The following is a 25,303-nucleotide window of genomic DNA, read 5'->3' as shown; positions in this document are numbered from 1 at the left end:
ATGAGTCATCTGTTTGAACTTGCACTGGTCTGCCGCGAGGCGGATGTCGAGATCGTCAGCGACGCGCTGATGGAGATCGACGCGCTGGCGGTCTCCGTCGAAGACGCCGACGCGGACACCGACGCCGAGCAGGCCCTGTTCGGCGAACCCGGCATGCCGGCCCCCAAGGCCGGCTGGGAGCGCTCGGTCGTGAAGGCCTTGTTCCCCACCGAGCCCGAGGCCACGGAGGCGGCGACGCTGCTGCTGGCCCAGGATTGGGCCAGCGAGGTCCACGTGCAGGCCATCCAGGCCGTGCCCGAGCAGGACTGGGTGCGCATCACGCAAAGCCAGTTCGCGCCGGTCGAGATCACGCCCGAGTTCTGGATCGTGCCGAGCTGGCACGAGGCCCCGCCGCAGGCGCGCCGCGTCATGCGGCTGGACCCGGGCCTGGCCTTCGGCACCGGCACGCACCCGACCACCCGCATGTGCCTGCGCTGGATCGCGACACAAGCCCAGCCGTGGCCCCGCGTACTGGACTACGGCTGCGGCTCGGGCATCCTCGCCATCGGCGCGGCGCTGCACGGCGCCCAGGCCATCGACGCGGTGGACATCGACCCGGCCGCGGTCACGTCGTCGCGCGACAACGCCGCCGCCAACGGCGTCACGCTGAACGTCGGCCTGCCGGAGCTCGCCTCCGGCGAGTACCCGCTGGTCATCGCCAACATCCTGGCCATGCCGCTGAAACTGCTGGCCCCGCTGCTGTGCGCGCATGTCGCGCCGGGCGGCCACCTCATCCTCGCCGGCATCCTGAGCCGGCAGGCCGAGGAACTAAAGGCCGCCTACGCGCCCTGGCTGGCACTCAGCGTCACTGACGAGCAAGAGGGCTGGATCCTGATGACGGCCAGCCGACCGGCATGAGCCTCGCGACGCGTTGCACCGCCTGCGGCACGATCTTCAGGATCGTGGAAGACCAGCTGCGCGTGTCCGATGGCTGGGTGCGTTGCGGCCGCTGCGCCGAGATCTTCGACGCACGGGAGCTGCTGTTCGACATCGAGCAGGAGGCGCCCCCGCCCTGGCCTGCGGCTTTCACGCCGGCGCCGGTCATGGAGCCCCCTCCTCCACCGCCGCCGCCACCACCACCGCCCCCTCCTCCCCCCCCGCCGCCCGAGCCGGTCTGGATGCCGCCGCCGGAGCCGGAGCCCCCGGCGGACGCGCTGCCCACCGGCTGGCCCAGCGATGCCGGGCGGCAGGAGCCGCGCTGGGTGGAAGCCAGCACGCCGCCTGCCGAGCCGCCGCTTCCGCCACCCACCTTCGAGCCGCCGCCGATGACGGCCGAGCCGACGGCACCGCCCGCCGTCGTGCCCGAGTTCATGCGCCGTGCGGAAAGCAGCGCGCGCTGGAACCGGCCCGCCGTGCGTATCGCGCTGACGCTGGTGTCTGCCCTGCTGGCCGCGTTGCTGGCCCTGCAGGTGACGCTGCACTTCCGCGATGCGCTCGCCGCCGTGCACCCGCCGCTGCGCGCGGGACTGCTCGGGCTCTGCAGCGTGTTCGGTTGCGAGGTGAAGCCATGGCGGCGCATCGACGCACTCAGCATCGAATCGACGTCGCTGAATCCGGTCGGCAGTGGCGGCTACAAGCTCAACATGTCGCTGCGCAACAAGACAGGCGTGGACGTCGCACCACCGTGGCTGGAGCTCAGCCTCACCGACGCCAACGGCGCCCCCTTCGCACGCCGCGTCATCGCCCCCGACGCGCTGACGCCGCAGTTGGTCCGGGTGGGCGCGGAGTCGGAGCAGGCGCTGTCTTTCAGCTTCAGCACCGGCAGCCAGCGCGTCAGCGGCTACAGCGTCATCGCGTTCTATCCCTAGCGTGTCGCCCGCACGGGCGGCGGGGCAACCCGCCCGCCACGGATGGCAGGAGCAATAAAAAACCCGGCACCGCGTGAGCGGGCCGGGTTTTGCGTGAGAAGGAACAGGCCGTCAGACGGCCCGTTCAACCCAACGCTCAGGGCTTGTTGCCGGTGGGGAAAGGCCACGCGGCTTGCGGGCTCAGCGCCGTCTTGGCGGCGGGAGCGGGCGCAGCAGCGGCAGGCTTGGCCGCAGGGGCAGGCTTGGCGGCAGCCTTCTTCGGAGCAGCAGCCTTCTTGGCAGCGGGCTTCGCAGCAGGCTTGGCGGCCGGCTTGGCAGCAGCCTTCTTGGGGGCGGCGACCTTCTTGGCCGGCGTGGCAGCAGCCTTCTTGGCGGGCGCAGCCTTCTTGGCCGGCGTTGCAGCGGCCTTCTTGGCGGGCGCGGCCTTCTTGGCCGGAGCGGCCTTCTTGGCGGGTGCTGCCTTCTTGGCCGGAGCGGCCTTCTTGGCGGGCGCTGCCTTCTTGGCCGGAGCGGCCTTCTTGGCGGGCGCTGCCTTCTTGGCCGGAGCGGCCTTCTTGGCGGGCGCTGCCTTCTTGGCCGGAGCGGCCTTCTTCGCCGGGGTCGCGGCGGCCTTCTTGGCCGGAGCAGCCTTCTTCGCCGGGGTCGCGGCGGCCTTCTTGGCCGGAGCAGCCTTCTTCGCCGGGGTCGCGGCGGCCTTCTTCGCCGGGGCGGCCTTCTTGGCCGGAGCGGCCTTCTTTGCAGTTGCCATGGTTTTCTCCTTGATCAAGTGGAAAAGTCACCGTTCTGTGCGGACCGGTCCGTCCAGATACGGCTATTCACCGTCCGAGAGTCGCTCAGGAGGAACGCCTCGGTACGGTGAATGGGATCGCCATGCAGCCCCGCCACCTCAAGGGTGCTGATGCGGGTTTCGCTCGGTGACTGCATTGGCCAGGTCTTGATCGGGTTGCGGCTGGGGTCAGTCCCAGCTCAGGGCCCCGCCCGATTGGTACTCGATGACGCGGGTCTCGAAGAAGTTGCGTTCCTTCTTCAAGTCGATCATCTCGGACATCCACGGGAAGGGGTTCTCTTCGTTCGGGAACAGGGCTTCGAGGCCGATCTGCACCGCACGACGATTCGCGATGAAGCGCAGATAGCCCTTGAACATCGACGCATTGAGGCCCAGCACGCCGCGCGGCATGGTGTCCTCGGCGTAGCGGTACTCCAGCTCGACGGCCTTCAGGAACAGCGCCTTGATCTCGGCCTTGAACTCGGCCGTCCACAGATGCGGGTTCTCGAGCTTGATCTGGTTGATCAGGTCGATGCCGAAGTTGCAGTGCATGGACTCGTCGCGCAGGATGTACTGGTACTGCTCGGCGGCACCCGTCATCTTGTTCTGGCGGCCCATCGCCAGGATCTGCGTGAAGCCGACGTAGAAGAACATGCCTTCCATCAGGCAGGCGAAGACGATCAGCGACTTCAGCAGCGTCTGGTCAGCCTCGGGCGTGCCGGTGTGGAAGTCCGGCTTCATGATCGCCTCGATGAAGGGGATCAGGAACTCGTCCTTGTCACGGATCGACTTCACCTCGTTGTAGGCGTTGAAGATCTCGCTCTCGTCCAGGCCCAGCGACTCGACGATGTACTGGTAGGCGTGCGTGTGGATCGCTTCTTCAAACGCCTGGCGCAGCAGGAACTGACGAGCCTCGGGCGCCGTGATGTGGCGGTAGGTGCCCAGCACGATGTTGTTGGCGGCCAGCGAGTCGGCGGTGACGAAGAAGCCGAGGTTGCGCTTGATGATGCGGCGCTCGTCTTCGGTCAGGCCGTTGGGATCCTTCCAGAGCGCGATGTCGCGGCTCATGTTCACTTCCTGCGGCATCCAGTGGTTGGCGCAGGTGGCGAGGTATTTCTCCCACGCCCACTTGTACTTGAACGGCACCAGCTGATTGACGTCGGTCTGGCCGTTGATGATGCGCTTGTCGGCGGCCTTCACGCGACGCGCAGTCGTGGACTCACCGGACAGCTGGGGGGCGGGGATGGAGACGCTGGCAGCTCCGTTTGCAGACGCCGATGCAGGCGTCGCCGAAGCGTTGGCCGCGAGGGGCTTCGCGGTGGGGGTATCAGTGGACTTCAGGTCTTCGTCCCAATCCAGCATGGTGTCTTTCCTATCACTTCGAATTATCGGCAGTGCTGGTGCAAATCAACAAGGACCGGCAACTGCTATTTGCATCAATCACGCAAACTTTGTTGCGCGTGGGCATCGAAAACAGGCGGCCTGAACTTGTCTATACAAGTTCAGGCCGCTGCTCCAATTACTGACAGGCCTCGCAGCCGACGTCGTCGATGGCCGTGAACTGCACGTTGGTGGCAGGCAGTTCAGGCTCGACGGCGGCGACCGGGGCCGCCGGCGCCGCCACCACAGCCGCCGCACCTGACGAGACGGCATTGAGCTGGCCCGAGCGCGTGACCGTGCTCTTCTCGGCCTGCGTTGCGCTGATGGTGCGCAGGTAGTAGGTCGTCTTCAAGCCGCGCTGCCAAGCGAGCTTGTAGGTCTCGTCCAGCTTCTTGCCCGAGGCGCCGGCCATGTAGATGTTCAGACTCTGCGCCTGGTCGATCCACTTCTGGCGGCGTGCGCCGGCTTCGATCAGCCACGAGGTGTCGACCTCGAAGGCCGTCGCGTACAGCGCCTTGATGTCCTCGGGCACGCGGTCGATGCGGCGCAGTGAGCCGTCGAAGTGCTTGAGGTCCATGACCATCACGTCGTCCCACAGGCCCAGCGCCTTCAGGTCACGCACGAGCGACTCATTGATGACGGTGAACTCGCCCGACAGGTTGGACTTGACCGACAGGTTGCCGAAGCAGGGCTCGATGGACGCGTCGACGCCGATGATGTTGGAGATGGTGGCCGTCGGTGCGATGGCAACGCAGTTGCTGTTGCGCATGCCGTGGGCGGCGATGCGGCCGCGCAGCGCATCCCAGTCCAGCGTCGTCGAGCGGTCAACGTCCACATAGCCGCCGCGGGCCTCGGCCAGCAGGTCCAGCGAGTCGATGGGCAGGATGCCGCGGTCCCACAGCGAGCCCTTGTACGAGGAATAGCGGCCGCGCTCCTCGGCCAGCTCGGTGGACGCCCAGTAGGCGTGGTAGCAGACAGCTTCCATCGAACGATCAGCGAACTCGACCGCGGCGTCGGACGCGTACGGCGTGCGCAGCGCGTACAGCGCATCCTGGAAGCCCATGATGCCCAGGCCCACCGGACGGTGGCGCAGGTTGGAGTCGCGGGCCTTCTTGACGGCGTAGTAGTTGATGTCGATGACGTTGTCGAGCATGCGCATCGCCGTGCGCACGGTCTTCTTCAGCTTGGCCTGGTCGATGGCGCCGTCCTTCAGGTGCTGCGCCAGGTTCACGGAGCCGAGGTTGCAGACGGCGATCTCGCTGTCGTTGGTGTTCAGCGTGATCTCGGTGCACAGGTTGGACGAGTGCACGACGCCGACGTGCTGCTGCGGGCTGCGCACGTTGCAGGCGTCCTTGAACGTGATCCAGGGGTGGCCCGTCTCGAACAGCATCGACAGCATCTTGCGCCACAGGTCCTTGGCCGGCATGCGCTTGAACAGCTTGAGCTCGCCGCTGTCGGCCTTGCGCTCGTAGCCCACGTAGGCCTCCTCGAAGGCCTTGCCGAACTTGTCGTGCAGGTCCGGGCAGGTGGAGGGGCTGAACAGCGTCCAGTCACCGCCTTCGATGACGCGCTTCATGAACAGGTCGGGAATCCAGTTCGCCGTGTTCATGTCGTGGGTGCGGCGGCGGTCGTCGCCGGTGTTCTTGCGCAGGTCCAGAAACTCTTCGATGTCCAGGTGCCACGTTTCCAGGTAGGCGCAGACGGCGCCCTTGCGCTTGCCCCCCTGGTTCACGGCAACGGCCGTGTCGTTGACCACCTTCAGGAACGGCACGACGCCTTGCGACTTGCCGTTGGTGCCCTTGATGTGCGAGCCGAGCGCGCGCACCGGCGTCCAGTCATTGCCCAGGCCGCCGGCGAACTTGCTCAGCAGTGCGTTCTCCTTCAGCGCCTCGTAGATGCCGTCGAGGTCGTCGGAAACAGTCGTCAGGTAGCAGCTCGACAGCTGCGAGCGGCGCGTGCCGCTGTTGAACAGCGTCGGCGTGCTGGACATGAAGTCGAAGCTGGAAAGCACTTCATAGAACTCGATGGCACGGGCCTCGCGATCGATCTCGTTCAGCGCCAGGCCCATGGCCACGCGCATGAAGAAAGCCTGCGGCATCTCGATGCGCACGTCGTCCACGTGCAGGAAGTAGCGGTCGTACAGCGTCTGCAGGCCCAGGTAGTCGAACTGCAGGTCGCGCTCGGCCTTCAGGGCCGCGCCCAGACGGGCCAGGTCGTACTGCCCCAGCTTCTCGTCCAGCAGCTCGGCAGCGATGCCCTTCTTGATATAGCCGGGAAAATACTCGGCGTAGCGAGCCTGCATCTGGGCCTGCGTCACTTCGCCGCCGACGATCTCGCGGCGGATCGTGTGCAGCAGCAGGCGGGCGGTGGCACGGCTGTAGCCGGGGTCCTTCTCGATCAGCGTGCGGGCGGCCAGGATGGCGGCCTTGTAGACCTCGTCGATGGCGACGCCGTCGTACAGGTTGCGCTGCGTCTCGGCGAGCACCGGCTCGGGCTTGACGTCCGCGCCCAGGTTCTCGCAGGCCGACGTGATCAGCGACTTCAGCGCGGCCAGGTCCAGCGGGCGACGCTCGCCGCCGTCCACCACCATCAGCGCCGGCTCGGCGGCGCGGGCGGCTTCACCCTGGGCCGCACGCTCCTGGGCGCGGCGCTCGCGATACAGCACGTACGCGCGGGCCACGTCGTGCTGGCCGCTGCGCATCAGGCCCAGCTCGACCTGGTCCTGCACGTCCTCGATGTGGAAGGTGCCGCCACTCGGGCGGGAACGCAGCAGCGCGCGCACGACGTTCTGGGTCAGCTGTTCCACCGTCTCGCGCACGCTGGCCGAGGCCGCACCGCTGGTGCCGTGGACGGCCAGGAAGGCCTTCATCAGCGCGACGGCGATCTTGCTCGGCTCAAAGGAGACCACGGCGCCGTTGCGACGAATGATCTGGTAAGCCTGGTAGCTGGACAGCACGGGAGCGCTGGGGGCTTGCGCGTCGGACCCAAACGCACCCGGTGAACCCGAGGAAAGCGTGGCAGCGGGGGCGGCCTGGCCCGAGGCGGCTTCATGCAGCATGAGGAGATCCTTTTATCGAGAAATGACAGGCAAAAGCGCGGCACAGACCCGGTGCAGGGTCGACGCATCGCGCGTTGCTGGAGTGGTGGTGTTTCGGCCCCGCCGGTCCATTGCCAGACCGGCGTTCCGGCTGGTTCCTCGGGTGGGTTGCCGCGATGGCGAGGCCACTGCAGACAGCAATTCCGAGGTGATGGTCATGGGGTCGACTGGGTCAGCAGGATATCACGAAGGAACACTATATCTATGGCCCCGGGACCCCTCAAGCACTACCCCTAGTGTCAAACCCGGGTCGCAATCCCCACCCCAAAAACCCACGACACGCGCCGTTGCCCGATCAGATCGGGCCTCGCGAGGCGAGACCCGCATCGGCATTGGGCTGGCGGCCCGAAGCGGCCCGCAAAGCCGCGCCGTTGCTGGGTTTGCCGCTGGGCCGTCACGCGCGGCGCGCGCCATGCGGCGGATTCAAGCAGGGCAAATCCCGACAGGCGATTCGCTCAGTTGTCATCGGCCGAGATGGCCAGCCGCGCCATGCGGTAACGAATCTGGCGCAAGGACAGGCCCAGGCTGGCGGCTGCGGCGGTGCGGTTGAAGCGGTGCTGCTCCAGCGCCCGCAGCAGGATGGCGCGCTCCACCTCGTCGAGGTAGATGGCCAGATCGCTCGGCAGTTGCTCCGGCAGCAGCAACCCCTCGGCCATCGGCTCCGCCGCGCGAGCCGTCTCCAGCGCAGCGAACTGCGACTCGCTGCGGCCCTCGTCCAGCAGCGTGTCGGGCAACCCCAGATCGACGCTGTCTATCCACTCACCGCCCGCCAGCGCGAGCGCGCGGTGCAGCAGGTTCTCCAGCTCGCGCACATTGCCGGGAAAGGCGTAGCGCGACAGCGTCTGCAACGCACCGCTCGTGAGACGCGGCGTGGGTGACACGCCGGCGTCCTGTGCGATGCGCGCCAGCACGCGGCTGCTGATGAGGCCCAGATCCTCCAGCCGCTCGCGCAGGGGGGGCACGCGGATCTGGATGACGTTGAGCCGGTAGAACAAATCCTGCCGGAAGCGGCCCGCCGCCACCTCGGCGGACAGGTCCTTGTGCGTCGCGCTGAGGATGCGCACGTTGACCGGCGACTCCACCGTCGCCCCCACGGGCCGCACCGAGCGCTCCTGGATGACCCGCAGCAGTTTGCTCTGCATCGCCAGCGGCAGGTCGCCGATCTCGTCCAGGAACAGCGTGCCGCCGTCGGCCGCCTGGAAGAAGCCTTCGCGGTCTTCGTTGGCACCGGTGAAAGCGCCCTTGCGGTAGCCGAAGAACTCGGCCTCCAGCAGGTTCTCGGGGATGGCGCCGCAGTTGACGGCCACGAAGCGCTGGTCCGCGCGCGTGCCGTGGTCATGGATGGCGCGCGCCACCAGCTCCTTGCCGGTGCCGGACTCGCCCTGCACCAGCACCGGCGCCATGCTGCGCCCCACCTTGTCGATGAGCGCACGCACGGCGCGGATGGCGGGCGACTCGCCCACCAGCCGCAGCGCCGTCGCCGGCCCCGCGGACTCCGACGCCGCCACGGGCTCGGTGGCCTTCGCGGCGGCCGGCTGGCGTCCCAGCGCCGAGCCCACGACGAGGCGGAACTGGCGCAGGTCCACCGGCTTGGTCAGGTAGTCGAACGCTCCGGCCTTCAGCGCCTCGACGGCGTTCTCGGCGGACCCGAAGGCCGTGATGACGATGGCCTTCTCCGGCCGGCCGGCCTGCTCCAGCCAGCGCAGCACCGCCAGGCCCGAGCCGTCGGGCAGCCGCATGTCGGTGATGACGGCGCTGTAGGTGGCGGCCTGCAGGTGGGCCAGCGCGTCGGCCACGGAACCCGCACTGTCGATCTCGTAGCCCTCGCGCAGCAGCGTCAGCTCGTAGAGCGTGCGCAGGTCGGGCTCGTCGTCGACGACGAGCAGGCGCGCGGTGGGGGCGTTGGTCATGCGGAAGGTGTGCGCAGGCGCACGCTGAATTCGTTGGCCGCGGCGTCGGCGGCGCGGCGGAAGTCGATGCGACCGCCATGGCGCTCGCACAGCTCGCGACAAATATAGAGGCCCAGGCCGGAGCCGCGGCTGCGTGTCGAGAAGAAGGGCTCGAACAGATGCCGCTCCACCTCGGGCGGCACCGGCGCACCGGCGCTGCGCACCACCAGCTCCAGGCCGTCGTCGTCGGCGCTGAGCAGAACGCGGATGCTGCCAGGCCCGTCATCGGCGTGGCGCAACGCGTTGTCCAGCAGGTTCACCAGTACGCGGCGCAGGTGTTCAGCGTCGAACAGCCCCACCAGGCCGGGCGCCTCGATCTGCAGCTGGAAGCGGCCCACCACGTCGGCGGCGCCTGCGTCCAGCCCGTTGACGACCACCCAGTCCACGCAGGTCTCATGCACCAGCTCGCTGATGTCCAGCGCCTGCGTATCGGGCTGCACGCCGGGCGCCACCTCGGTCACGTCGTCCACCAGCCGCTTGAGACGCTGCACGTTGGACGCCACCATGCGCGTCAGCGGCTCGGCGCGCATGCCGGCCACGTCCTCGGCGATCAGCGCATTGGCCTGGGCGATGGCCGCCAGCGGGTTGCGGATCTCGTGTGCGATGCCGGCCGACACGCGGCCCATCGCGGCCAGCTTCTCCTGGCGCGTGCGGGCCAGCAGCTCGCGGTTGTCCTCGACGAACAGCACGCACAATTCCTCGCTGCCCTCACGCTGGCGCGTGAAGCGCAGCCGCAGGCGCAGGCTGCGCATCACGCCGCTGTCCAGCGGCAGCGCCACGTCCAGCTCGGCGCCGCGGCCGGCGGCGTGCGCCTGTTCCAGCGCCTGCACCAGCGGCAGCCAGTCAGGCCGGCCGCGCAGCTGCCAGCTCAGCTCGCCGCTGGCCGCGCCCAGCAGCGTGCGCGCCGCCGGGTTCATCGCGCGCACGCGGCCGCGCCGGTCCACCACCAGCACGCCTTCCTGCATCTCGTCGATAACCAGGCGGTTCAGCAGCTCCTGCTGACGGGCCAGCGCCAGGCTGCCGCGCGCGGCCCGTTCCTCGCGCGCCAGCCGCGCGCTCAGTTCGCCAGCCAGCAGGCTGACGGCGAACAGGCCGCCCCCCACCAGACCGGCCTGCGTCGTCTTCAGGCCCACGTCCACGCCCAGCAGCATGGACCAGCCCGCCGCGGCCAGCAGCCCCAGCGCCGCCATCGCGGCCGTGGCCAGCGCAAGCCGGCGCGGGCACAACACGGCGGCCATCAGCACGGGCAGCACAAACAGCGCGCCGTAGTTCACGCCGCTGGGGTCCAGCGCATGCAGCACGCCGAACAGCACCAGGTCCAGCCCGATGCCGGCCCACCAATGCGGGCTGCTGATACGGGCCAGGCTGCGCGCGCTGGCGCCATGGCGCAACTGCGGCACCAGCCACAGCAGCAACGCCGCGGTGGCATAGGCGGCGCTCAACGCGAGCGTGGACGACGCGGGGGGTGTGAACAGCGCGGCGGCGATCAGCTGGGCCACGATGAGCGCCAGGCCCAACGCGGCCCGCGCCGACAGGAAGGCGCGGTACAGCCGGTCGAAGGACGCACTGCCCTCGGCCGGCTCGACCGGCGGCGACTCGACGAACCAGCTGCCGTCCGCCACGGGCTCAGCGGGCCTCGAAGCTCGATCGGTGCGCCGCGCTGCAGAACACGCCGCCCTTGCCGGGCAGCGCCTCGTCGGCGGGCAGGTGCATGCCGCATTCGGCGCAACGCAGCATCGCGCGGGGTCGGGCGGGCGGAGCGGGACGATCATCGCGGGCCTCGGGCTCACGCGGGCGGCCGCGCCGGGCGCCCAACATGAAGAACGCGAGCGCCAGCAACAACAGCAGCAGCAGGTACTTCAAGCCACGCCTCCGCCACGCTGCAGGATGACCTCCAGCACGAATCGCGACCCGGCATAGGACAGCAGCAGCAGCGCAGCGCCGGCATACAGCCAGCGCGTGGCGCGCCGGCCTCGCCAGCCGTAGACGCGCCGCCCCACCAGCAGGCCCGTCAGCACCAGCCAGCCCAGCACGGCCAGCAGGTTCTTGTGGTCCCACTTCCAGGCGGGCGTGAACCACCAACCCAGCACGATGGCCAGCGACAGCACACCCACGCCGGCAGCGACGAAGTTGAAGGTCAGCCGTTCCAGCTGCAGCAGCGGCAGGCCGCCGGGCGTGGGCTGCTTGTGGCGCAGGCGGGCCTCGGCGCGGTTCATCAGCGCGGCATGCAGCACGGCAACGCCGAACAGGCCGTAGGACACCAGCCCCAGCACCCAGTGCAGCGGCGCCCAGGGTGACGCGGCCAGCGGGCGGCTCTCGCCGGGAAAGGCCCAGGCCAGCAGCACGGCCGCCGCCGCCAGCCAGGCCAGCACACGGCGCACGCTGTGCAGCGGCAGGAAGCGACTCTCCACCAGATAGACCGTCAGCACCAGCCAGGTCGTCATGGACAGCGCGGGCGCAAAGCCGAAGCGCGCCCCCGGCGTCTGCAGGCCGAAGCCGCTGATATCGATGAACAACGCGACGAACTGGGCCGTCCAGGCCAGCGCCATGGGCGGCACCGAGCGGCGCGGCGGGCTCAGCGCAGCGTCCGCGTCGGCCGGCCCCAGGCGCAGCAGGCCCACCCAGGCATAGCCCAGCAGCGCCAGCCCGCTGGCGATGGCCAGCGCGACGCCTGGCCCGATGGCGGCGTCTCCCAGGGGAGCGGGCGATAAACTCATGGCCGCAGTGTACTTTTGGGCTGCAGCCGTTCTGGCCATCCCAGCCCCTCCCTCCCCACCATGGCATCCACCCTCACCGACCGCCTGAGTCGCCTCGTCAAGACGATGCGCGGCCAGGCCCGCATCACCGAAAGCAACGTGCAGGACATGCTGCGCGAGGTGCGCATGGCGCTGCTGGAGGCCGACGTGGCCCTGCCGGTGGTGCGTGACTTCATCGCCCGCGTGAAGGAGAAGGCGCTGGGCCAGGAGGTCGTCGGCTCGCTGAACCCCGGCCAGGTGCTGGTGTCCGTCGTCCACAAGGAACTCGCCGCGACGATGGGCGAAGGCGTGGCGGACATCAACCTCGCCGCCCAGCCGCCCGCCGTCATCCTGATGGCCGGCCTGCAGGGCGCCGGCAAGACGACGACCACCGCCAAGCTCACCAAGCACCTGATCGAGAAGCGCAAGAAGAAGGTGTTGACGGTCTCCGCCGACGTCTACCGCCCTGCCGCCATCGAGCAGCTGAAGACGGTGACCAAGCAGGCTGGCGGCGAATGGTTCCCGTCCGCGCCGGACCAGAAGCCGCGCGACATCGCGCTGGCCGCGCTGGACCACGCCAAGCGCCACTACTTCGACGTGCTGCTGGTGGACACCGCCGGCCGCCTGGCCATCGACGAAGCCTTGATGGCCGAGATCAAGGACTTGCACGCGACGGTCAACCCGGTGGAGACGCTGTTCGTCGTCGACGCCATGCAGGGCCAGGACGCGGTCAACACCGCCAAGGCGTTCAAGGACGCGCTGCCGCTGACCGGCGTCATCCTGACCAAGCTGGACGGCGACTCGCGCGGCGGCGCGGCGCTGTCGGTGCGGCAGATCACCGGTGCGCCGATCAAGTTCGCCGGCGTGTCCGAGAAGATCGACGGGCTGGAGGTCTTCGACGCCGACCGCCACGCCGGCCGCGTGCTGGGCATGGGCGACATCGTGGCGCTGGTGGAGCAGGTCACGCAGAGTGTGGACCTCGCCTCGGCCCAGGCCATGGCCGAGAAACTCAAGAGCGGCAGCGGCTTCGACCTGAACGACTTCCTGCAGCAGATCGCGCAGATGAAGAAGATGGGCGGCCTGGGCGGCCTGATGGACAAGCTGCCGCAGAACATGATGGGCAACAAGCAGCCCGGCCAGGCCGACATGGACCGCGCCGAGCGCGACATGAAGCGCATGGAAGGCATCCTGCGCGCGATGACCGCCAAGGAACGCGCCCAGCCCGCGCTGCTGATGGACGGCAAGAGCAAGGCCAGCCGCAAGCGCCGCATCGCCACGGGCGCCGGCGTGCAGATCCAGGATGTCAACCGCCTGCTGAACCAGTTCGACCAGATGCAGCAGATGATGAAGAAGATGAAGGGCGGCGGCCTGATGAAGATGATGAAGAAGATGGGCGGCATGAAAGGCCTGCCCGGCATGGGCGGCTGATCCGCCAAGCCACCACGAGAAAAGGCCCCGCGGGGCCTTTTCGTTTTTCAGCTCGCGACGACTTACTTCTTCTCGGCCGCGGCCTTCAGACCAGGCAGGAAGTCGGCGCCGTGCGCAATCTGCGCCGTCGACTGCCGCACCGTCTCGCCCAGCGGCTCGACACGGCCACCCAGGCAGTTGCCCAGGAAGTTCTCGGCAATCGCGTTGAAGCCGATGCGGTTGTTGGGCTTGGCGAAGCCGTGGCCCTCGTCCGGGTACAGCACGTAGGTGACCGGGATGTTCTTGGCCTGCATGGCCTGGACGATCTGGTCGCTCTCGGCCTGCTTGACGCGCGGGTCGTTGGCGCCCTGGCCGATCAGCAGCGGCTTCACGATCTGGTCGGCCTTGTATAGCGGCGACGCGGCACGCAGGATGGCCTTGCCCTCGTCGGTCGTCGGGTCGCCCATGCGGCTGTACATCTGCTTCTTGCCGGCTTCCCAGTACGGCGGGATGGTGCCCAGCAGAGTCTCCAGGTTGGAGGGGCCCACGATGTCCACCGCGCAGGCGAACGTCGTCGGCGTGAACGTCAGCCCGGCCAGCGCCGCGTAGCCGCCGTAGCTGCCACCCATGATGGCCACCTTGTCGGCACTGGTGACGCCCTGCTTGACGGCCCAGTTCACGGCGTCGATCAGGTCGTCGTGCATGGCCAGGCCCCACTGCTTGTTGCCGGCGTTCAGGAACTTCTTGCCGAAGCCGGTGGAGGCGCGGTAGTTGACCGACAGCACCGCGTAGCCGCGGTTGGCCAGCCACTGGTGAGTGCCGTTGTAGCCGTGGCCGTCGCGCGCCCACGGGCCGCCGTGCACCAGCAGCACCATCGGCACGGCCTGCTCGGGCTTGCCGTCGCCGTTCTTGTCGGCACCCTGCGGCAGCGTCAGGTAGCTGGGCAGCGTCAGGCCGTCGCGAGCCTTGATCTCGACCGGGTGCATGGGCACCAGCGGCGCGTTCTGCAGCTCGGGCCGGGCCACGTACAGCGGCGACAGCTTCCTGGCCTTGCGGTCGTACAGATAGGTGGCAGCCACCTTGGAGACAGGGTCGATGCCGACGATCCACTTGTCGTCCGCCCGGGTGCGGCTGCTGACATACACCTCGCCCTTGCCGAGCTGCTTCTGCAGCCAGTCGAAGTCGGCCTTCAGGCCCTTGTCGATGAACTGCCACTCGGTGGTCAGGTACTCCACCGCATAGGCCTGCACCTCGCCGGTGACCGTGTTGCGCAGCGTGGCGCCGAGGTCCGCGCGGGCGTCCTGCGCGATCAGCTTGCGTTCGCCGGTGGCGACGTCCTCGGCGAACACGGCCGTGGTGTCGCGGTCACGCGAGTCGCGCCAGTACAGCGTCTTGCCGTCGGCGGTGTAGCCGATGGGGCCGGTGGCGTTGTCTTCCAGGCTGGTGCTGAGGAAGGGCTTGTCCGCCACCACGGCGTCCTTGACCTGGAAGTAATCCATGCCGCCCGCCGCGTTGGGGCGGGCGCCCAGGCGCACGTTCAGGTCGTCGTCGGTCTCGACGCCGGCCAGGCCATCGCCCTTCATGACCAGCTTCAGCTCGCCGGTCTTCAGATTCAGCAGGTAGGCGTCGTGCCAGCGCGGGTCGCGGTTGTTGATGCCCACCAGCACCTCGTCCAGCCGCTTGCGCGAACCGCCCAGCATGCGAACGCGCACCTTGTCGAAGGGGGTGTAGTCACGCTGCGCGCCGGTCTTCACGTCGACGCCGTAGAGGCGGAAATTCTCGTCGCCGGCGTTGTCCTTCACGAACAGCAGCTGCTCGCTGTTGCCAGACCAGAAATGGCCGGGGATGGGGCGGTCCGTGGAGTTGGTGACGGCCCTGGCGGCCTCGGGCTTGTCTGCCGGCGCCACCCACACGTTCATGACGCCATTGACCGGCGCCATCCACGACAGCCACTGGCCGTCGGGGCTGAGCTGCGCGCCGGACTTGACCGGGTTGCCGAACAGCGCCGCGCGCGGGATCAACGGCGTGTCGCCCACCGTGAGGGTGGCCTTGCGGGCGTCGGCGGCGTGCGCGCCCAGCGGCAGCGCGGCGGCGAGCGCCAGGGTCAGCGGAAGCAGGAGCGGGGAACGGGACATGCGGGCCTCGGTCGAATGGGAAAGACCGGGAGCATAGGCAGTCCGACGGCCCATGCCATCGGTCAGGATCAGACCGCCCCGCGGCCAGCCCTTAAGGGTTGCTGCTGAGAGCGACACAAGCGCACACACTTGCCCCCAAGTTCAAGGGACAAGTGCCCGTGGTCAAGACCCGGCGCCGTCGCTAGCGTGCAGCCATGCTCAACATCCACCTCCCCCGCGCCATGGGCGCGCTGCTCAACCGGCTCACCGGCCAGGACGGCAGCGTCATCAGCAACGACATCAGCGACACCGTCATGCGCTGGCCGCCCACGCCGGCCCGGGTGCTGGGCAGCGCGGAGCGGCATGCGCACAAGTGCATCGCGCGGGTGCTGGCGCTGGAGCATCCCAAGGGTTTCCTGCTGGCGCAGGTGCCACTGCACAAGCTGGTGCGCGTGCCCAAGCAGAACTCCTACCGCGAATGGCTGTCGCGCACGGGGCTGCTGACCGTGGACTTCGCGCTGTGCGACGAGCATGGCGTGGTGCGCTCGGTCGTGCTGATGCCGCTGCCCGATGAGCAACTGCGGCCGCTGCGCAAGCGCGAGCGGCTGCTGCGTGTGCTGCAGGCGACCGACCTGGCGGTGGCCGAGTGGGACCGCGAGTGGCAGACCGAGGACGACGCCCAGCGGCTGCGCGGCAAGCTGTTCCCGCAGATGCGCGGCGCCGGCTACTACGCCGACACCCCGCACGCACACTGAAGCCCCTCGTCCAAGGAGTCCCTTGGACGGTCCCCCGAGGGGACGGCGATGCGAGCGGCATTGAGCCGCCCGCACATCGCCAGACGCGGGCCGGCTTGGGGGTGGAGTCGGACACAAGCAGTCCCTGCGGACTGCTTGTGCCTACGGAACGCCCTGGGTCTCTGGCCCAAGGCAGGCCCGGCGCTCGGCCCGCTGGAATTACTCCAGCAGCGCCCGCGCAAACTCGCGCGCGCTGAAGGTCTCGAGGTCTTCCAGCTTCTCGCCCACGCCGATGAAATAGACCGGCACCGGCCGCTCGCGCGCGATGGCGGCCAGCACGCCGCCCTTGGCGGTGCCGTCCAGCTTGGTGACCACCAGGCCCGTCAGCCCCAAAGCCTCGTCGAAGGCCTTGACCTGGTTCAACGCGTTCTGGCCGGTGTTGCCGTCCACCACCAGCAGCACCTCGTGCGGCGCGTCGGCCTGGGCCTTGGTGATGACGCGCTTGATCTTCTTCAGCTCCTCCATCAGGTGCAGCTGCGTGGGCAGTCTGCCGGCGGTATCGGCGATGACGACATCGGCGCCGCGGGCGCGGCCGGCGTTGACGGCATCGAACGACACGGCCGCCGGGTCACCGCCCTCCTGGCTGATGATCTCCACCTGGGCCCGGTCGGCCCACACGCCCAGCTGCTCACGCGCCGCGGCGCGGAAGGTATCGGCCGCGGCCAGCAGCACCTTCTGGTTGGAGTCGGCGAGGTGGCGGGTCAGCTTGCCGATGCTGGTGGTCTTGCCGGCGCCGTTGACGCCGACGACCATCATGACGGTGGGCGTGTAGCGCCCAACTTCCAGGCCCTTCTCCAGCGGCTTCAGCAGCTCGGCCAGCGCGTCGACCAGCAGGCCGCGCACGGCCTGCGGGTCGGTAGCACGGGCCTCCTTCACGCGGCGCTTCAGGTCGTCCAGCAGGAACTGCGTGGCCTTGACGCCGGCATCCGCCAGCAGCAGCGCCTCCTCCAGTTCCTCGTAGAGCTGCTCGTCGATCTTGGTGCCGGTGAAGACGCCGGCAATGCTGCCGCCCGTCTTGCGCAGGCCGGCGCGCAGTCGCTCCATCCAGCTCTGGCGCGGGGCGGCGGCGGGTTCGGGTGCCGGCACGGGTGGCGGCGGGGCGACGACCTTCGGCGCTGGCGCCACCACCGGGGGCAGCACCACCGGCCGGGATGCGGCAGGCTGCGATGCGGCTGGCGGGTTCACGGGCGCGGCGACTGGCACCGGCGCCGGCGAAGCCACCGGCACTGGCGCAGGCAGCACCACGGGTGCAGCAGCAACAGCCGGCGCGACCTCGGGTGCGGCGGGCGGCTCGGCCGGCGTGCTGGCCTTCTTGGTGACCCAGCCCTCGGGCAGCAGCGTGGGCGCTTCGGCGGGCGCAGGGGCTGGCGCCGACTTCTTGAAGAAACTGAACATATGACCGGCATTTTCGCCTGTCGCCGTGACGGCGGCCTTGCGGCCGCTTCTCGCATGCGCTTGATTTTTTGCCGCCAGGGAACCGGGTGACACTGGCCGAGGCTCCCCGCACTCCCGGTCCGCTCATGCCCGCTGCCTTCGCTAGTTCGCCCCGCTATGCCCTCCGGCTGGTCTCGCTGGCCTCGCTGTTGATGTGCGCCGCCGCGCAGGCGCAGGACCTGCCGGGCCAGCAGCCGCCCACGACAGTCACCGCGCAGGCCGGCGCGCTGGCCGCCGTGAAGAAGAGCGAGCGCACCTTCCTGATGTCCGCCTTCATGGCGACGTCGCAGAACAAGCTGAGCCTGTTCACCTCCGCCGACGGCATCAACTTCACGTCGCTGGGCTCGGAGGTCTACACGCCGCCCAAGGGGCTGCTGCGCGACCCGTCCATCCTCCGCGCGGCCGACGGTCTCTACTACGTCGCCTACACGACCGACTGGAACGGCTCGACCTTCGGCATCGCCAAGTCCGCCGACCTGAGGACGTGGACGCATGTGGCCGACGTGCCGGTCAGGCTGCCAGGCAGTGATCAAAAAATTAGCAACGTCTGGGCGCCCGAATGGTTCCGCGACAGCGACGGCAGCCTGCGACTCATCGTCAGCCTGTCCAAGAGCGGCACGCAGGGCCCGTTCGCGGCCTACTCGGTGAAGGCGCTGGACGCGGGCTTCACGACCTTCGGCGATCCGGTGCCGATGAAGGGGCTGGAGAACAACTTCATCGACACCTTCGTCATCCAGCACGAAGGCCAGTACGTCGCGTTCACGAAGAACGAGACGACCAAGTTCATCGAGCGGGCCACCGCACCATCGCTGGACGGCCCGTGGACGCTGGACAGGACCGGCGACTGGGCCGGCTGGGGCGGCTGGACGGAAGGCCCGGCGCTGGCGCCCATCAAGAACGCCGACGGCAAGCCCGGCTGGCGCATCTACTTCGACGACTACACGACCAAGCGCTACTGGTATTCCGACAGCTTCGACGGCCTGCAGACGTGGACGGCCAGGAAGGAACTGGGCGGCGTCTCGGGCACGGTGCGGCACTTCACCGTGATCTCGGAAGAGACCGCGCAGCTGGAGCGCGCGACCGCCCCCAAGGACAAGCCGAAGAAGATCACCTGGGACCGCCACTCGCTCATCATCGACGGCAAGCGCGAGATGATCTTCGCCGGCGAGATGCACCCCTTCCGCCTGCCCTCGCCCAGCCTGTGGCGCGACGTGCTGCAGAAGATGAAGGCCTCGGGCCTGAACGCGGTGTCGTTCTATTTCGCCTGGGGCTACCACTCGGCCAAGCCGGGACACTACGACTTCACCGGCATCCGCAACGTCGAGCGCGTCATCGAGATGGCCAAGGAGGAGGGCCTCTATGTCATCGCGCGCATGGGGCCCTACGTGAACGGCGAGCTGACCGCCGGCGGCTTCCCCGGCTGGCTGCTGCGCCAGCGCGCCGAGGCGCGCACCGATGCGGCCGAGTACCAGGCCGCGGCGGACGAGTGGATGACGCAGATCAACGCCATCATCGCCCGCCACCAGCTCACCAACGGCGGCGGCACCGTCATCGCCTACCAGCTGGAGAACGAGCTGTTCTCGGTGCAGCCCAAGAACATCCGCCACATGCAGCGCCTGGCGGACAAGGCGCGGGCCGACGGCATCACCGTGCCACTGTTCCACAATGCCGCGTCGCGCCTGCCGGACTGGACGCCGAAGAACTCCACCGCGCCGTTCGCCAACCCCGGCCCGACCGACATCTACGCCTTCGATGGCTACCCGGGCGGCGTCTGCAGCGTGGACGCACAACCCGGCACGCCCGCGCCGGCGCCGGACTGGGGCATCTACGGCAAGAACTTCCCCAAGGTCGGGTCGCTGGCCTCGCCCAACACGCCGGGCTTCGTCGCCGAGATCGGCGCCGGATGGTTCGACTACTGGGGCTCCAACGGCACCTACGAGTGCACGGCCAAACGCCAGGGGCCGGGCTACCAGCGCGTGTTCTACGGCAGCAGCCTCATCAACTCGCTGACCATCCATTCCATCTACATGGCCTTCGGCGGCACCAGCTGGGGCTGGCTGCCGGGGCCCATCGTCTACACCAGCTACGACTACGGCGCCCCCATCAGCGAGGCCCGCGTGATGCGCGACAAGGCGCTGGTGCTCAAGCAGATGGGCGGCTTCGCGCAGGCCGCCACGCCCGTGCTCGCGCAGATGGACAAGGGCGAGCCGCTGGACAGCGGCAACGCCAAGGTGCGGCTGTATCACAACGTCAACCCGGCGCTGGGCAGCCACGTGCTGCTGGCGCAGCACAACCACCTGGACGGCACGGCGGCCTTCGGCTTCAAGCTGCAGACCAAGGACGGCAGCTACCAGGTGCCGCAGGCCGGCAAGCTCACGCTGACCGGGCAGGACGCCAAGCTGCTGCTGGCCAGCTACGCGCTGGAGCGCCAGCACCTCGTCTACAGCACCAGCGAGCTGCAGGCGCAACTGCAGCAGGGCGCGCGCGACGTGGCGCTGCTCTACGGCCGCGCCGGCGACGACGGCGAGACCGTGCTGCGCTTCGCGGCCAAGCCCAGCGTGAAGTTCCTGAGCGGCCAGGGCCAGGTGAGCTGGGACGCGAAGCGCGGCGACCTGCGGTTGAACTACGCCCACACCGGCCTCATCGAAGTGCTGATCAGCGGCGGTGGCCGCGCGCCCCTGCTGCTGCTGATTGCCGACGAAAAGACCGGCCAGCAGTTCTGGCGCCTGCAGGCCGGCGGCCAGGCGGTGCTGGTGCGCAGCCCGGCGCTCGTGCGCACCGCGGCGCTCAGCGGCCGAGCACTGCAACTGAGCGGCGACACGACCGCCGCGAGCACGCTGCGCGCCTGGGTGCCCGACGGCATCACGTCGCTGAGCTTCAACGGCCAGCCCGTCGCGGCGAGCGCGCAGGACTTCAGCCTCACCGCCCGCAGCGCCCTGCCCGGCCCCGAGGCTGTTCGGCTCCCCGACCTGACCACGCTCGCCTGGACGCGCCGCTTCGACTCCCTCGAAGCCGACCCCAAGTTCGACGACAGCGCCTGGCGCAACACCGATGCGCCCGTGTCGGCCGCCAACGTCTACACCGCCGCCGACAAGGGCCAGCCGGTGCTGGCGATGAGCGACTACGGCTTCCACCACGGCGACGTCTGGTACCGAGGCCGCTTCAAGACCAGCGACGCCAAGCCGCTGCAGCTGGAGCTCTTCTTCGGCGGCGGCGGCGCCGGCCTGATCCAGGTCTGGGTGGACGGCAAGTTCATCGGCCAGCAGGAGCACGACACCGGCCGGCCCTTCCCCGAGACCACCGACACCTTCCGCCAGACGCTGCAAGGCCTGCCCGCCGGCGAGCACGTCATCGCCGTCGTCGTGCGCAACAACTCGCACAACTGGGACCTGTTCGCCGACGACGCGCACAAGGAGGCGCGCGGCCTGATCTCGGCGTCGCTGACGCCGCGCGGCGGCCCGCGCTTCGGCGTGCCCATCGCCTGGAAGATCCAGGGCAACAAGGGCGGCGAGGACATTGCCGACCTGGTGCGGGGCCCGCTGAACAACGGCGGCCTGTTCGGTGAGCGCATGGGCTGGCACCTGCCCGTGGACCCGGCCAAGCCTCAGCCCGGCTGGGACGCGACGACGCCGCAGGCCGCACCACCCGCACCGGGCACCTACTGGATGCGCACGACCTTCAAGCTCGACCTGCCGGCCGGCCACGACGTGCAGCTGGGCCTGGCCTTCGGCGACACGACGAAGCCACGCTCCGAGGTCGAGAACCGCGCGCTGATCTTCGTCAACGGCTGGAACCTGGGCCAGTTCATCGCCCACATCGGCCCGCAGCGCACCTTCGTGCTGCCGCCCGGCATCCTCAACCCCAACGGCGACAACACGCTGACGCTGGCTGTCACCACCGACGGCCAGCCGGACAACGCGCTGGAAGCCGTGCGCCTAGTGCCGCTGGCCGTCGCGCGCGGCGGCGTGCCGCTGGAACCCGTGCCCCAACCCCGCAACCTGCAGCGATGAACCTCCCCGTGACCCGATTGACCCTGCTCGCCGCCGGCATCGCGCTGGCGCTCGTGGCGGGCACCGTGCTGGCACAACGCCAGGTGCAGACGCTGGACAGCGGCTGGCGCTTCCAGAAGAGCGATGCCGGCGCGGCCATGCAGCCGGCCTTCGACGACAGCGGCTGGCAGGCCGTGCGCGTGCCGCACGACTGGAGCCAGCACGAGCCCTTCCGCGCCGAGTACGGCAGCGGCAACGGCTATGCGGCCGGCGGCGTCGCCTGGTATCGCCGCAGCTTCACCGTGGGGCCGGAGCAGAAGGGCCGCGTCGCCCGCATCACGTTCGACGGCGTCTACGACCACGCACAGGTGTGGATCAACGGCCACTACGTCGGCGGCCGGCCCTACGGCTACAGCAGCTTCGAGTTCGAGCTGACGCGCCACCTGAAGACCGATGGCAGCCCCAACGTGCTGGCCGTGCGCGTGGACCATTCGCGGCAGATGGACTCGCGCTACTTCACCGGCTCCGGCATCTACCGCGACGCGCGGCTGAGCTTCACCGACGCGCTGCACATCGCGCCCTGGGGCAGCTATGTGACGACGCCCACCGTCAGCGCGACCAAGGCCGCCGTGAAGGCGCAGGCCGAGCTGATCAACGCGGCGACGAGCCCGCGCGCCTTCACGCTGCGCACCGAGCTGCTGGCGCCGGACGGCCGCGTCGTCGCCACGCGCGACACGCAGGCCCGGCTCGCCGCCGGCGAGCGCCGCACGCTGACGCAGGCGCTCGCCGTGAACCAGCCGCAGCGCTGGTCGCTGGACACGCCGCATCTCTACACGCTGCGCCAGACCGTGCGGGTCGACGGCAAGCTGGTCGACCAGACCGACACGCCGTTCGGCATCCGCACGTTCCGCTTCGACGCCGACACCGGCTTCACGCTGAACGGCCAGTCGCTCAAGCTCAAGGGCGTGTGCCTGCACCACGACGCGGGCAACCTCGGCGCGGCCGTGCCCGTCTCGGTGCTGGAGCGGCGGCTGCAGCAGCTGAAGGACATCGGCGTCAACGCCATCCGCACCAGCCACAACCCGCCGGCGCCCGAGCTGCTGGACCTGGCCGACCGCATGGGCTTCCTCGTGCAGGCCGAGGCCTTCGACGAGTTCACGCCGACGAAGAACAAGTGGATCGCCGGCTGGAACGTCGGCGTGCCGGGCCGCCAGGGCTACGGCGAGGAATTCGTGCAGTGGGGCGTGCGCGATGTGGAGGACATGGTGCGGCGCGACCGCAACCATCCGAGCATCGTCATGTGGAGCGTGGGCAACGAGGTGGACTACCCCAACGACCCGTTCTCACACCCGGTGCTGGGCGCCAAGTACCGCCCCACCGCGCCGCCGGCCAGCGACCTGGTGCGTTGGGGCCGGCCGTTGGTGGAGGCCGTGCGCCGCATGGACCCGACGCGGCCCGTCACCGCCGCGATGGCGTCCGTCGAGATGAGTGACGCCGTCGGCTTCGGCAACCTGTTCGACGTGGCCGGCTACAACTACCAGGAAGCCCGCTACGCGGCCGACCACGCGAAGTTCACCAAGCGCGTCATCTACGGCAGCGAGAACCGCCACGACTACCGTGCCTGGGCCATCGTGCGCGACACGCCCTACATCTCGGCGCAGTTCCTGTGGACCGGCTTCGACTACCTCGGTGAAGCCCACCAATGGCCGCAGCGCGGCGCGGACTTCGGCCTCTTTGACCTGGCCGGCTTCATGAAGCCGCGCGGCGCCTTCCGCGCAAGCCTCTGGAGCGACAAGCCCGTCGTCTACCTCGCAGCAGCCACCGCATCGGCCACGCAGATCGCGTCGCAATCGGGCCAGGGCACGCCGCTGCTGGACCAGCAGAAGCGCGCCAAGGTGGCCGAGCACTGGAACTGGCCGGCGGGCGAGTCCATCGTCGTGTCGGCCTACGCCAACACGCCCGAGGTGCAGCTGTGGCTGAACGGCAAGCTCGTCGGCACGCAGAAGGCCGCCGACGCGGTGGAAGGCATCCTGAGCTGGACGCTGCCCTACCAGCCCGGCGAGCTGAAGGCCGTGGGCCTGAAGGACGGCCAGCCGGTCGCCGAGTTCGCGCTGCACACGGCCGGTGCCGCCGCGCGCATCGAGCTGCAGCGCGTGGCCTTGGGCAAGGATGGCGTCGAGCAGGTGGCCTTCTTCGTCGTCGATGCGCAGGGCCACCGCGTGCCCGGCGCGGCGAACAGGCTGCGCTTCGACGCGCAAGGCCTGGAGATCCTCGGTATCGGCAACGGCAACCTGGCCGACGTGGACGATCCGCGCGATGCCGAGCACGCCGTCCACGAGGGCCGCGGCCTGGCCATCCTGCGCCGCACCGACTCCAATCAACCACCCGCGCGCCTGCGCGTCACCGCTCCCGGCCTCGCCGCCGCCGAGCTGTCTTTCTGAGCAGTACCCGAGACAAGACCATGTCCAACCAGATCCTCAAGCCCGTCGACTCCTCCAAGATCCACCCGCTGCTGGCCCACCACACGGCCCACCTCGGCGCGGACCGCGACGACATCCGCGGCGCCATCGACCGCCTGATCCACAACCTGATCAACATCGAGGACAAGGACGGCAAGTTCCTGCTGCGCCTGGACGACGGCCGCGTGCTGGACACCAAGGGCTGGAACGGCTTCGAGTGGACGCACGGCGTGGGCCTGTACGGCGTCTACAAGGTCTGGGAGCTGACCGGCGACCCCAAGGCCTGGGACATCATGACGAGCTGGTTCGAGGCGCGCTTCAAGGAAGGCATGCCCAGCCGCAACATCAACACGGTGGCGCCCTTCCTGACGCTGGCCTACCTGTTCGACCGCACGGGTGACCGCCGCTTCCTGCCCTACATCGACCGCTGGGCCGAGTGGGTCTACAACGAGCTGCCCCGCACCGAGGAAGGCGGCTTCCAGCACATCGTCTACAACAGCGTCAACCACCAGCAGCTGTGGGACGACACGCTGATGATGTCGGTGCTGCCGCTGGCCAAGTTCGGGCTCTTGTTGGGCCGCCCGCACTACGTCGAGGAAGCCAAGCGCCAGTTCCTCGTCCACATCAAGTACCTGTCGGATCGCAAAACCGGCCTGTGGTTCCACGGCTGGACGTTCGACGGCCGCCACAACTTTGCCAACGCGCTGTGGGCGCGCGGCAACTCGTGGGTCACCATCGTCATCCCCGAGTTCCTGGAGCTGCTGAACCTGCCGGAAGGCGACGCCTTCCGACAGCACCTGGTGTCCACGCTGGAGGCGCAGGTCAAGGCGTTGGCGCAATTCCAGTCGCCGTCGGGCTTGTGGCCAACTTTGTTGGATGACCCGACTTCGTATGACGAGGCTGCAGCTTCGGCGGGGTTTGCCTACGGCATCCTGAAGGCCGTTCGCAAGGGCTACATCTCCAAGGACTACGAGGCCTTCGGCGTGAAGGCTGCGCTGGCGGTGAGGCGGCACATCAACGACGCGGGCGAGCTGACGCAGGTGAGCTTCGGCACGCCGGTGTTCAACACGCTGCAGGAATACAAGGACATCCCGCTGACGTCGATGCCGTTCGGGCAGGCGATGGCGCTGCTGGCGATGGGCGAGTTGCTGGTTCGCTTCATCTGAGGTTGTCTGTGCGTTGCTTCGGGGTGGTGGCCAGGCCCGTGCCGGGAGTTCGCCCCGGCGGGCGACCTACTTTCTTGTGCGGACAAGAAAGTAGGCAAAGAAACCGCCCCTGCAAAACCGGCCCTGCGGGCTGCCTTGCGATGCTCGGAACCCAGGGCCGCGGCGA

The 25,303-nt window shown here is 69.0% G+C and carries 16 protein-coding genes; 7 read left to right on the top strand and 9 right to left on the bottom strand.

Annotated elements, in window-relative coordinates:
- Positions 1 to 9 precede the first annotated feature (9 nt).
- Together prmA and ACG04Q_RS13055 are read left to right on the top strand one after the other, a co-directional pair.
- Complete coding sequence (prmA, locus tag ACG04Q_RS13060; protein WP_394511733.1) at positions 10 to 897, top strand: 50S ribosomal protein L11 methyltransferase; 888 nt, start codon at positions 10 to 12, stop codon at positions 895 to 897.
- Positions 894 to 1,847, top strand: coding sequence for a zinc-ribbon and DUF3426 domain-containing protein (locus ACG04Q_RS13055; protein WP_394511369.1), 954 nt, complete (start codon positions 894 to 896; stop codon positions 1,845 to 1,847). Before prmA ends, ACG04Q_RS13055 begins: the two co-directional genes overlap by 4 nt.
- 136 nt (positions 1,848 to 1,983) lie before the next feature.
- On the opposite strand, the gene ACG04Q_RS13050 is transcribed toward ACG04Q_RS13055, so the two are convergent.
- The 7 genes from ACG04Q_RS13050 to ACG04Q_RS13020 form a co-directional block, all read right to left on the bottom strand.
- Positions 1,984 to 2,595: a histone gene (locus ACG04Q_RS13050; protein WP_394511368.1), complete on the bottom strand. Its 612-nt coding sequence runs from the start codon at positions 2,593 to 2,595 to the stop codon at positions 1,984 to 1,986.
- Positions 2,596 to 2,802: 207 nt separating this feature from the next.
- Positions 2,803 to 3,975 (bottom strand): ribonucleotide-diphosphate reductase subunit beta, encoded by a 1,173-nt coding sequence (locus tag ACG04Q_RS13045; protein ID WP_394511367.1) that lies wholly within the window; start codon positions 3,973 to 3,975, stop codon positions 2,803 to 2,805.
- Between the two features lie 157 nt (positions 3,976 to 4,132).
- Positions 4,133 to 7,051, bottom strand: a complete 2,919-nt coding sequence (locus ACG04Q_RS13040; RefSeq protein WP_394511366.1) for a ribonucleoside-diphosphate reductase subunit alpha — start codon at positions 7,049 to 7,051, stop codon at positions 4,133 to 4,135.
- A gap of 494 nt (positions 7,052 to 7,545) precedes the next feature.
- Positions 7,546 to 9,000, bottom strand: a complete 1,455-nt coding sequence (locus tag ACG04Q_RS13035) for a sigma-54-dependent transcriptional regulator (RefSeq protein ID WP_394511365.1) — start codon at positions 8,998 to 9,000, stop codon at positions 7,546 to 7,548.
- Positions 8,997 to 10,661: a sensor histidine kinase gene (locus ACG04Q_RS13030; RefSeq protein WP_394511364.1), complete on the bottom strand. Its 1,665-nt coding sequence runs from the start codon at positions 10,659 to 10,661 to the stop codon at positions 8,997 to 8,999. Before ACG04Q_RS13030 ends, ACG04Q_RS13035 begins: the two co-directional genes overlap by 4 nt.
- A 4-nt stretch (positions 10,662 to 10,665) precedes the next feature.
- Entirely contained in the window at positions 10,666 to 10,902 is a 237-nt protein-coding gene (locus ACG04Q_RS13025; RefSeq protein WP_394511363.1) for a PP0621 family protein, read from the bottom strand.
- A complete protein-coding gene (locus ACG04Q_RS13020; protein WP_394511362.1) occupies positions 10,899 to 11,756 on the bottom strand; it encodes a cytochrome C assembly family protein in 858 nt (285 codons plus the stop codon). Before ACG04Q_RS13020 ends, ACG04Q_RS13025 begins: the two co-directional genes overlap by 4 nt.
- 60 nt (positions 11,757 to 11,816) lie before the next feature.
- Here ACG04Q_RS13020 and ffh point away from each other — a divergent pair, with 60 nt between their 5' ends.
- Positions 11,817 to 13,202, top strand: coding sequence for a signal recognition particle protein (gene ffh / locus ACG04Q_RS13015; RefSeq protein ID WP_394511361.1), 1,386 nt, complete (start codon positions 11,817 to 11,819; stop codon positions 13,200 to 13,202).
- 62 nt (positions 13,203 to 13,264) lie between these two features.
- Here ffh and ACG04Q_RS13010 read toward each other — a convergent pair whose 3' ends face one another.
- Positions 13,265 to 15,316, bottom strand: coding sequence for a S9 family peptidase (locus tag ACG04Q_RS13010; protein ID WP_394511360.1), 2,052 nt, complete (start codon positions 15,314 to 15,316; stop codon positions 13,265 to 13,267).
- Positions 15,317 to 15,510: 194 nt separating this feature from the next.
- On the opposite strand from ACG04Q_RS13010, the gene ACG04Q_RS13005 reads away from it, so the two are divergent.
- The gene (locus tag ACG04Q_RS13005; RefSeq protein ID WP_394511359.1) at positions 15,511 to 16,050 is read left to right on the top strand and encodes a hypothetical protein; all 540 of its coding nucleotides are present in this window, start codon (positions 15,511 to 15,513) and stop codon (positions 16,048 to 16,050) included.
- A gap of 198 nt (positions 16,051 to 16,248) precedes the next feature.
- On the opposite strand, the gene ftsY is transcribed toward ACG04Q_RS13005, so the two are convergent.
- Positions 16,249 to 17,484 (bottom strand): signal recognition particle-docking protein FtsY, encoded by a 1,236-nt coding sequence (gene ftsY / locus ACG04Q_RS13000; RefSeq protein ID WP_394511358.1) that lies wholly within the window; start codon positions 17,482 to 17,484, stop codon positions 16,249 to 16,251.
- A gap of 125 nt (positions 17,485 to 17,609) precedes the next feature.
- On the opposite strand from ftsY, the gene ACG04Q_RS12995 reads away from it, so the two are divergent.
- The 3 genes from ACG04Q_RS12995 to bglB are packed head-to-tail and all read left to right on the top strand — an operon-like array spanning position 17,610 to position 25,137.
- Complete coding sequence (locus tag ACG04Q_RS12995; RefSeq protein ID WP_394511357.1) at positions 17,610 to 21,533, top strand: beta-galactosidase; 3,924 nt, start codon at positions 17,610 to 17,612, stop codon at positions 21,531 to 21,533.
- Positions 21,534 to 21,541: 8 nt separating this feature from the next.
- Complete coding sequence (locus ACG04Q_RS12990; protein ID WP_394511356.1) at positions 21,542 to 23,953, top strand: glycoside hydrolase family 2 TIM barrel-domain containing protein; 2,412 nt, start codon at positions 21,542 to 21,544, stop codon at positions 23,951 to 23,953.
- Between the two features lie 20 nt (positions 23,954 to 23,973).
- On the top strand, positions 23,974 to 25,137 hold the full coding sequence (bglB, locus tag ACG04Q_RS12985) for a beta-galactosidase BglB (protein WP_394511355.1): 1,164 nt from the start codon (positions 23,974 to 23,976) through the stop codon (positions 25,135 to 25,137).
- Positions 25,138 to 25,303 lie beyond the last annotated feature (166 nt).

The organism is Pelomonas lactea, from assembly GCF_043555885.1.
Lineage (GTDB): Bacteria > Pseudomonadota > Gammaproteobacteria > Burkholderiales > Burkholderiaceae_C > Pelomonas > Pelomonas lactea.
The sequence above is the reverse complement of the archived record's forward strand: the minus strand, read 5'-3'. Positions and strand labels throughout refer to the sequence as shown.

What these genes read in the sequence shown, in the direction of transcription:
- ACG04Q_RS13055 (WP_394511369.1), top strand. Translation starts at nt 894, where the DNA reads ATGAGCCTCGCGACGCGTTGCACCGCCTGCGGCACGATCTTCAGGATC.
- ACG04Q_RS13050 (WP_394511368.1), bottom strand. Translation starts at nt 2,595, where the DNA reads ATGGCAACTGCAAAGAAGGCCGCTCCGGCCAAGAAGGCCGCCCCGGCG.
- ACG04Q_RS13045 (WP_394511367.1), bottom strand. Translation starts at nt 3,975, where the DNA reads ATGCTGGATTGGGACGAAGACCTGAAGTCCACTGATACCCCCACCGCG.
- ACG04Q_RS13040 (WP_394511366.1), bottom strand. Translation starts at nt 7,051, where the DNA reads ATGCTGCATGAAGCCGCCTCGGGCCAGGCCGCCCCCGCTGCCACGCTT.
- ACG04Q_RS13035 (WP_394511365.1), bottom strand. Translation starts at nt 9,000, where the DNA reads ATGACCAACGCCCCCACCGCGCGCCTGCTCGTCGTCGACGACGAGCCC.
- ACG04Q_RS13020 (WP_394511362.1), bottom strand. Translation starts at nt 11,756, where the DNA reads ATGAGTTTATCGCCCGCTCCCCTGGGAGACGCCGCCATCGGGCCAGGC.
- ffh (WP_394511361.1), top strand. Translation starts at nt 11,817, where the DNA reads ATGGCATCCACCCTCACCGACCGCCTGAGTCGCCTCGTCAAGACGATG.
- ACG04Q_RS13010 (WP_394511360.1), bottom strand. Translation starts at nt 15,316, where the DNA reads ATGTCCCGTTCCCCGCTCCTGCTTCCGCTGACCCTGGCGCTCGCCGCC.
- ACG04Q_RS13005 (WP_394511359.1), top strand. Translation starts at nt 15,511, where the DNA reads ATGCTCAACATCCACCTCCCCCGCGCCATGGGCGCGCTGCTCAACCGG.
- ftsY (WP_394511358.1), bottom strand. Translation starts at nt 17,484, where the DNA reads ATGTTCAGTTTCTTCAAGAAGTCGGCGCCAGCCCCTGCGCCCGCCGAA.
- ACG04Q_RS12995 (WP_394511357.1), top strand. Translation starts at nt 17,610, where the DNA reads ATGCCCGCTGCCTTCGCTAGTTCGCCCCGCTATGCCCTCCGGCTGGTC.
- bglB (WP_394511355.1), top strand. Translation starts at nt 23,974, where the DNA reads ATGTCCAACCAGATCCTCAAGCCCGTCGACTCCTCCAAGATCCACCCG.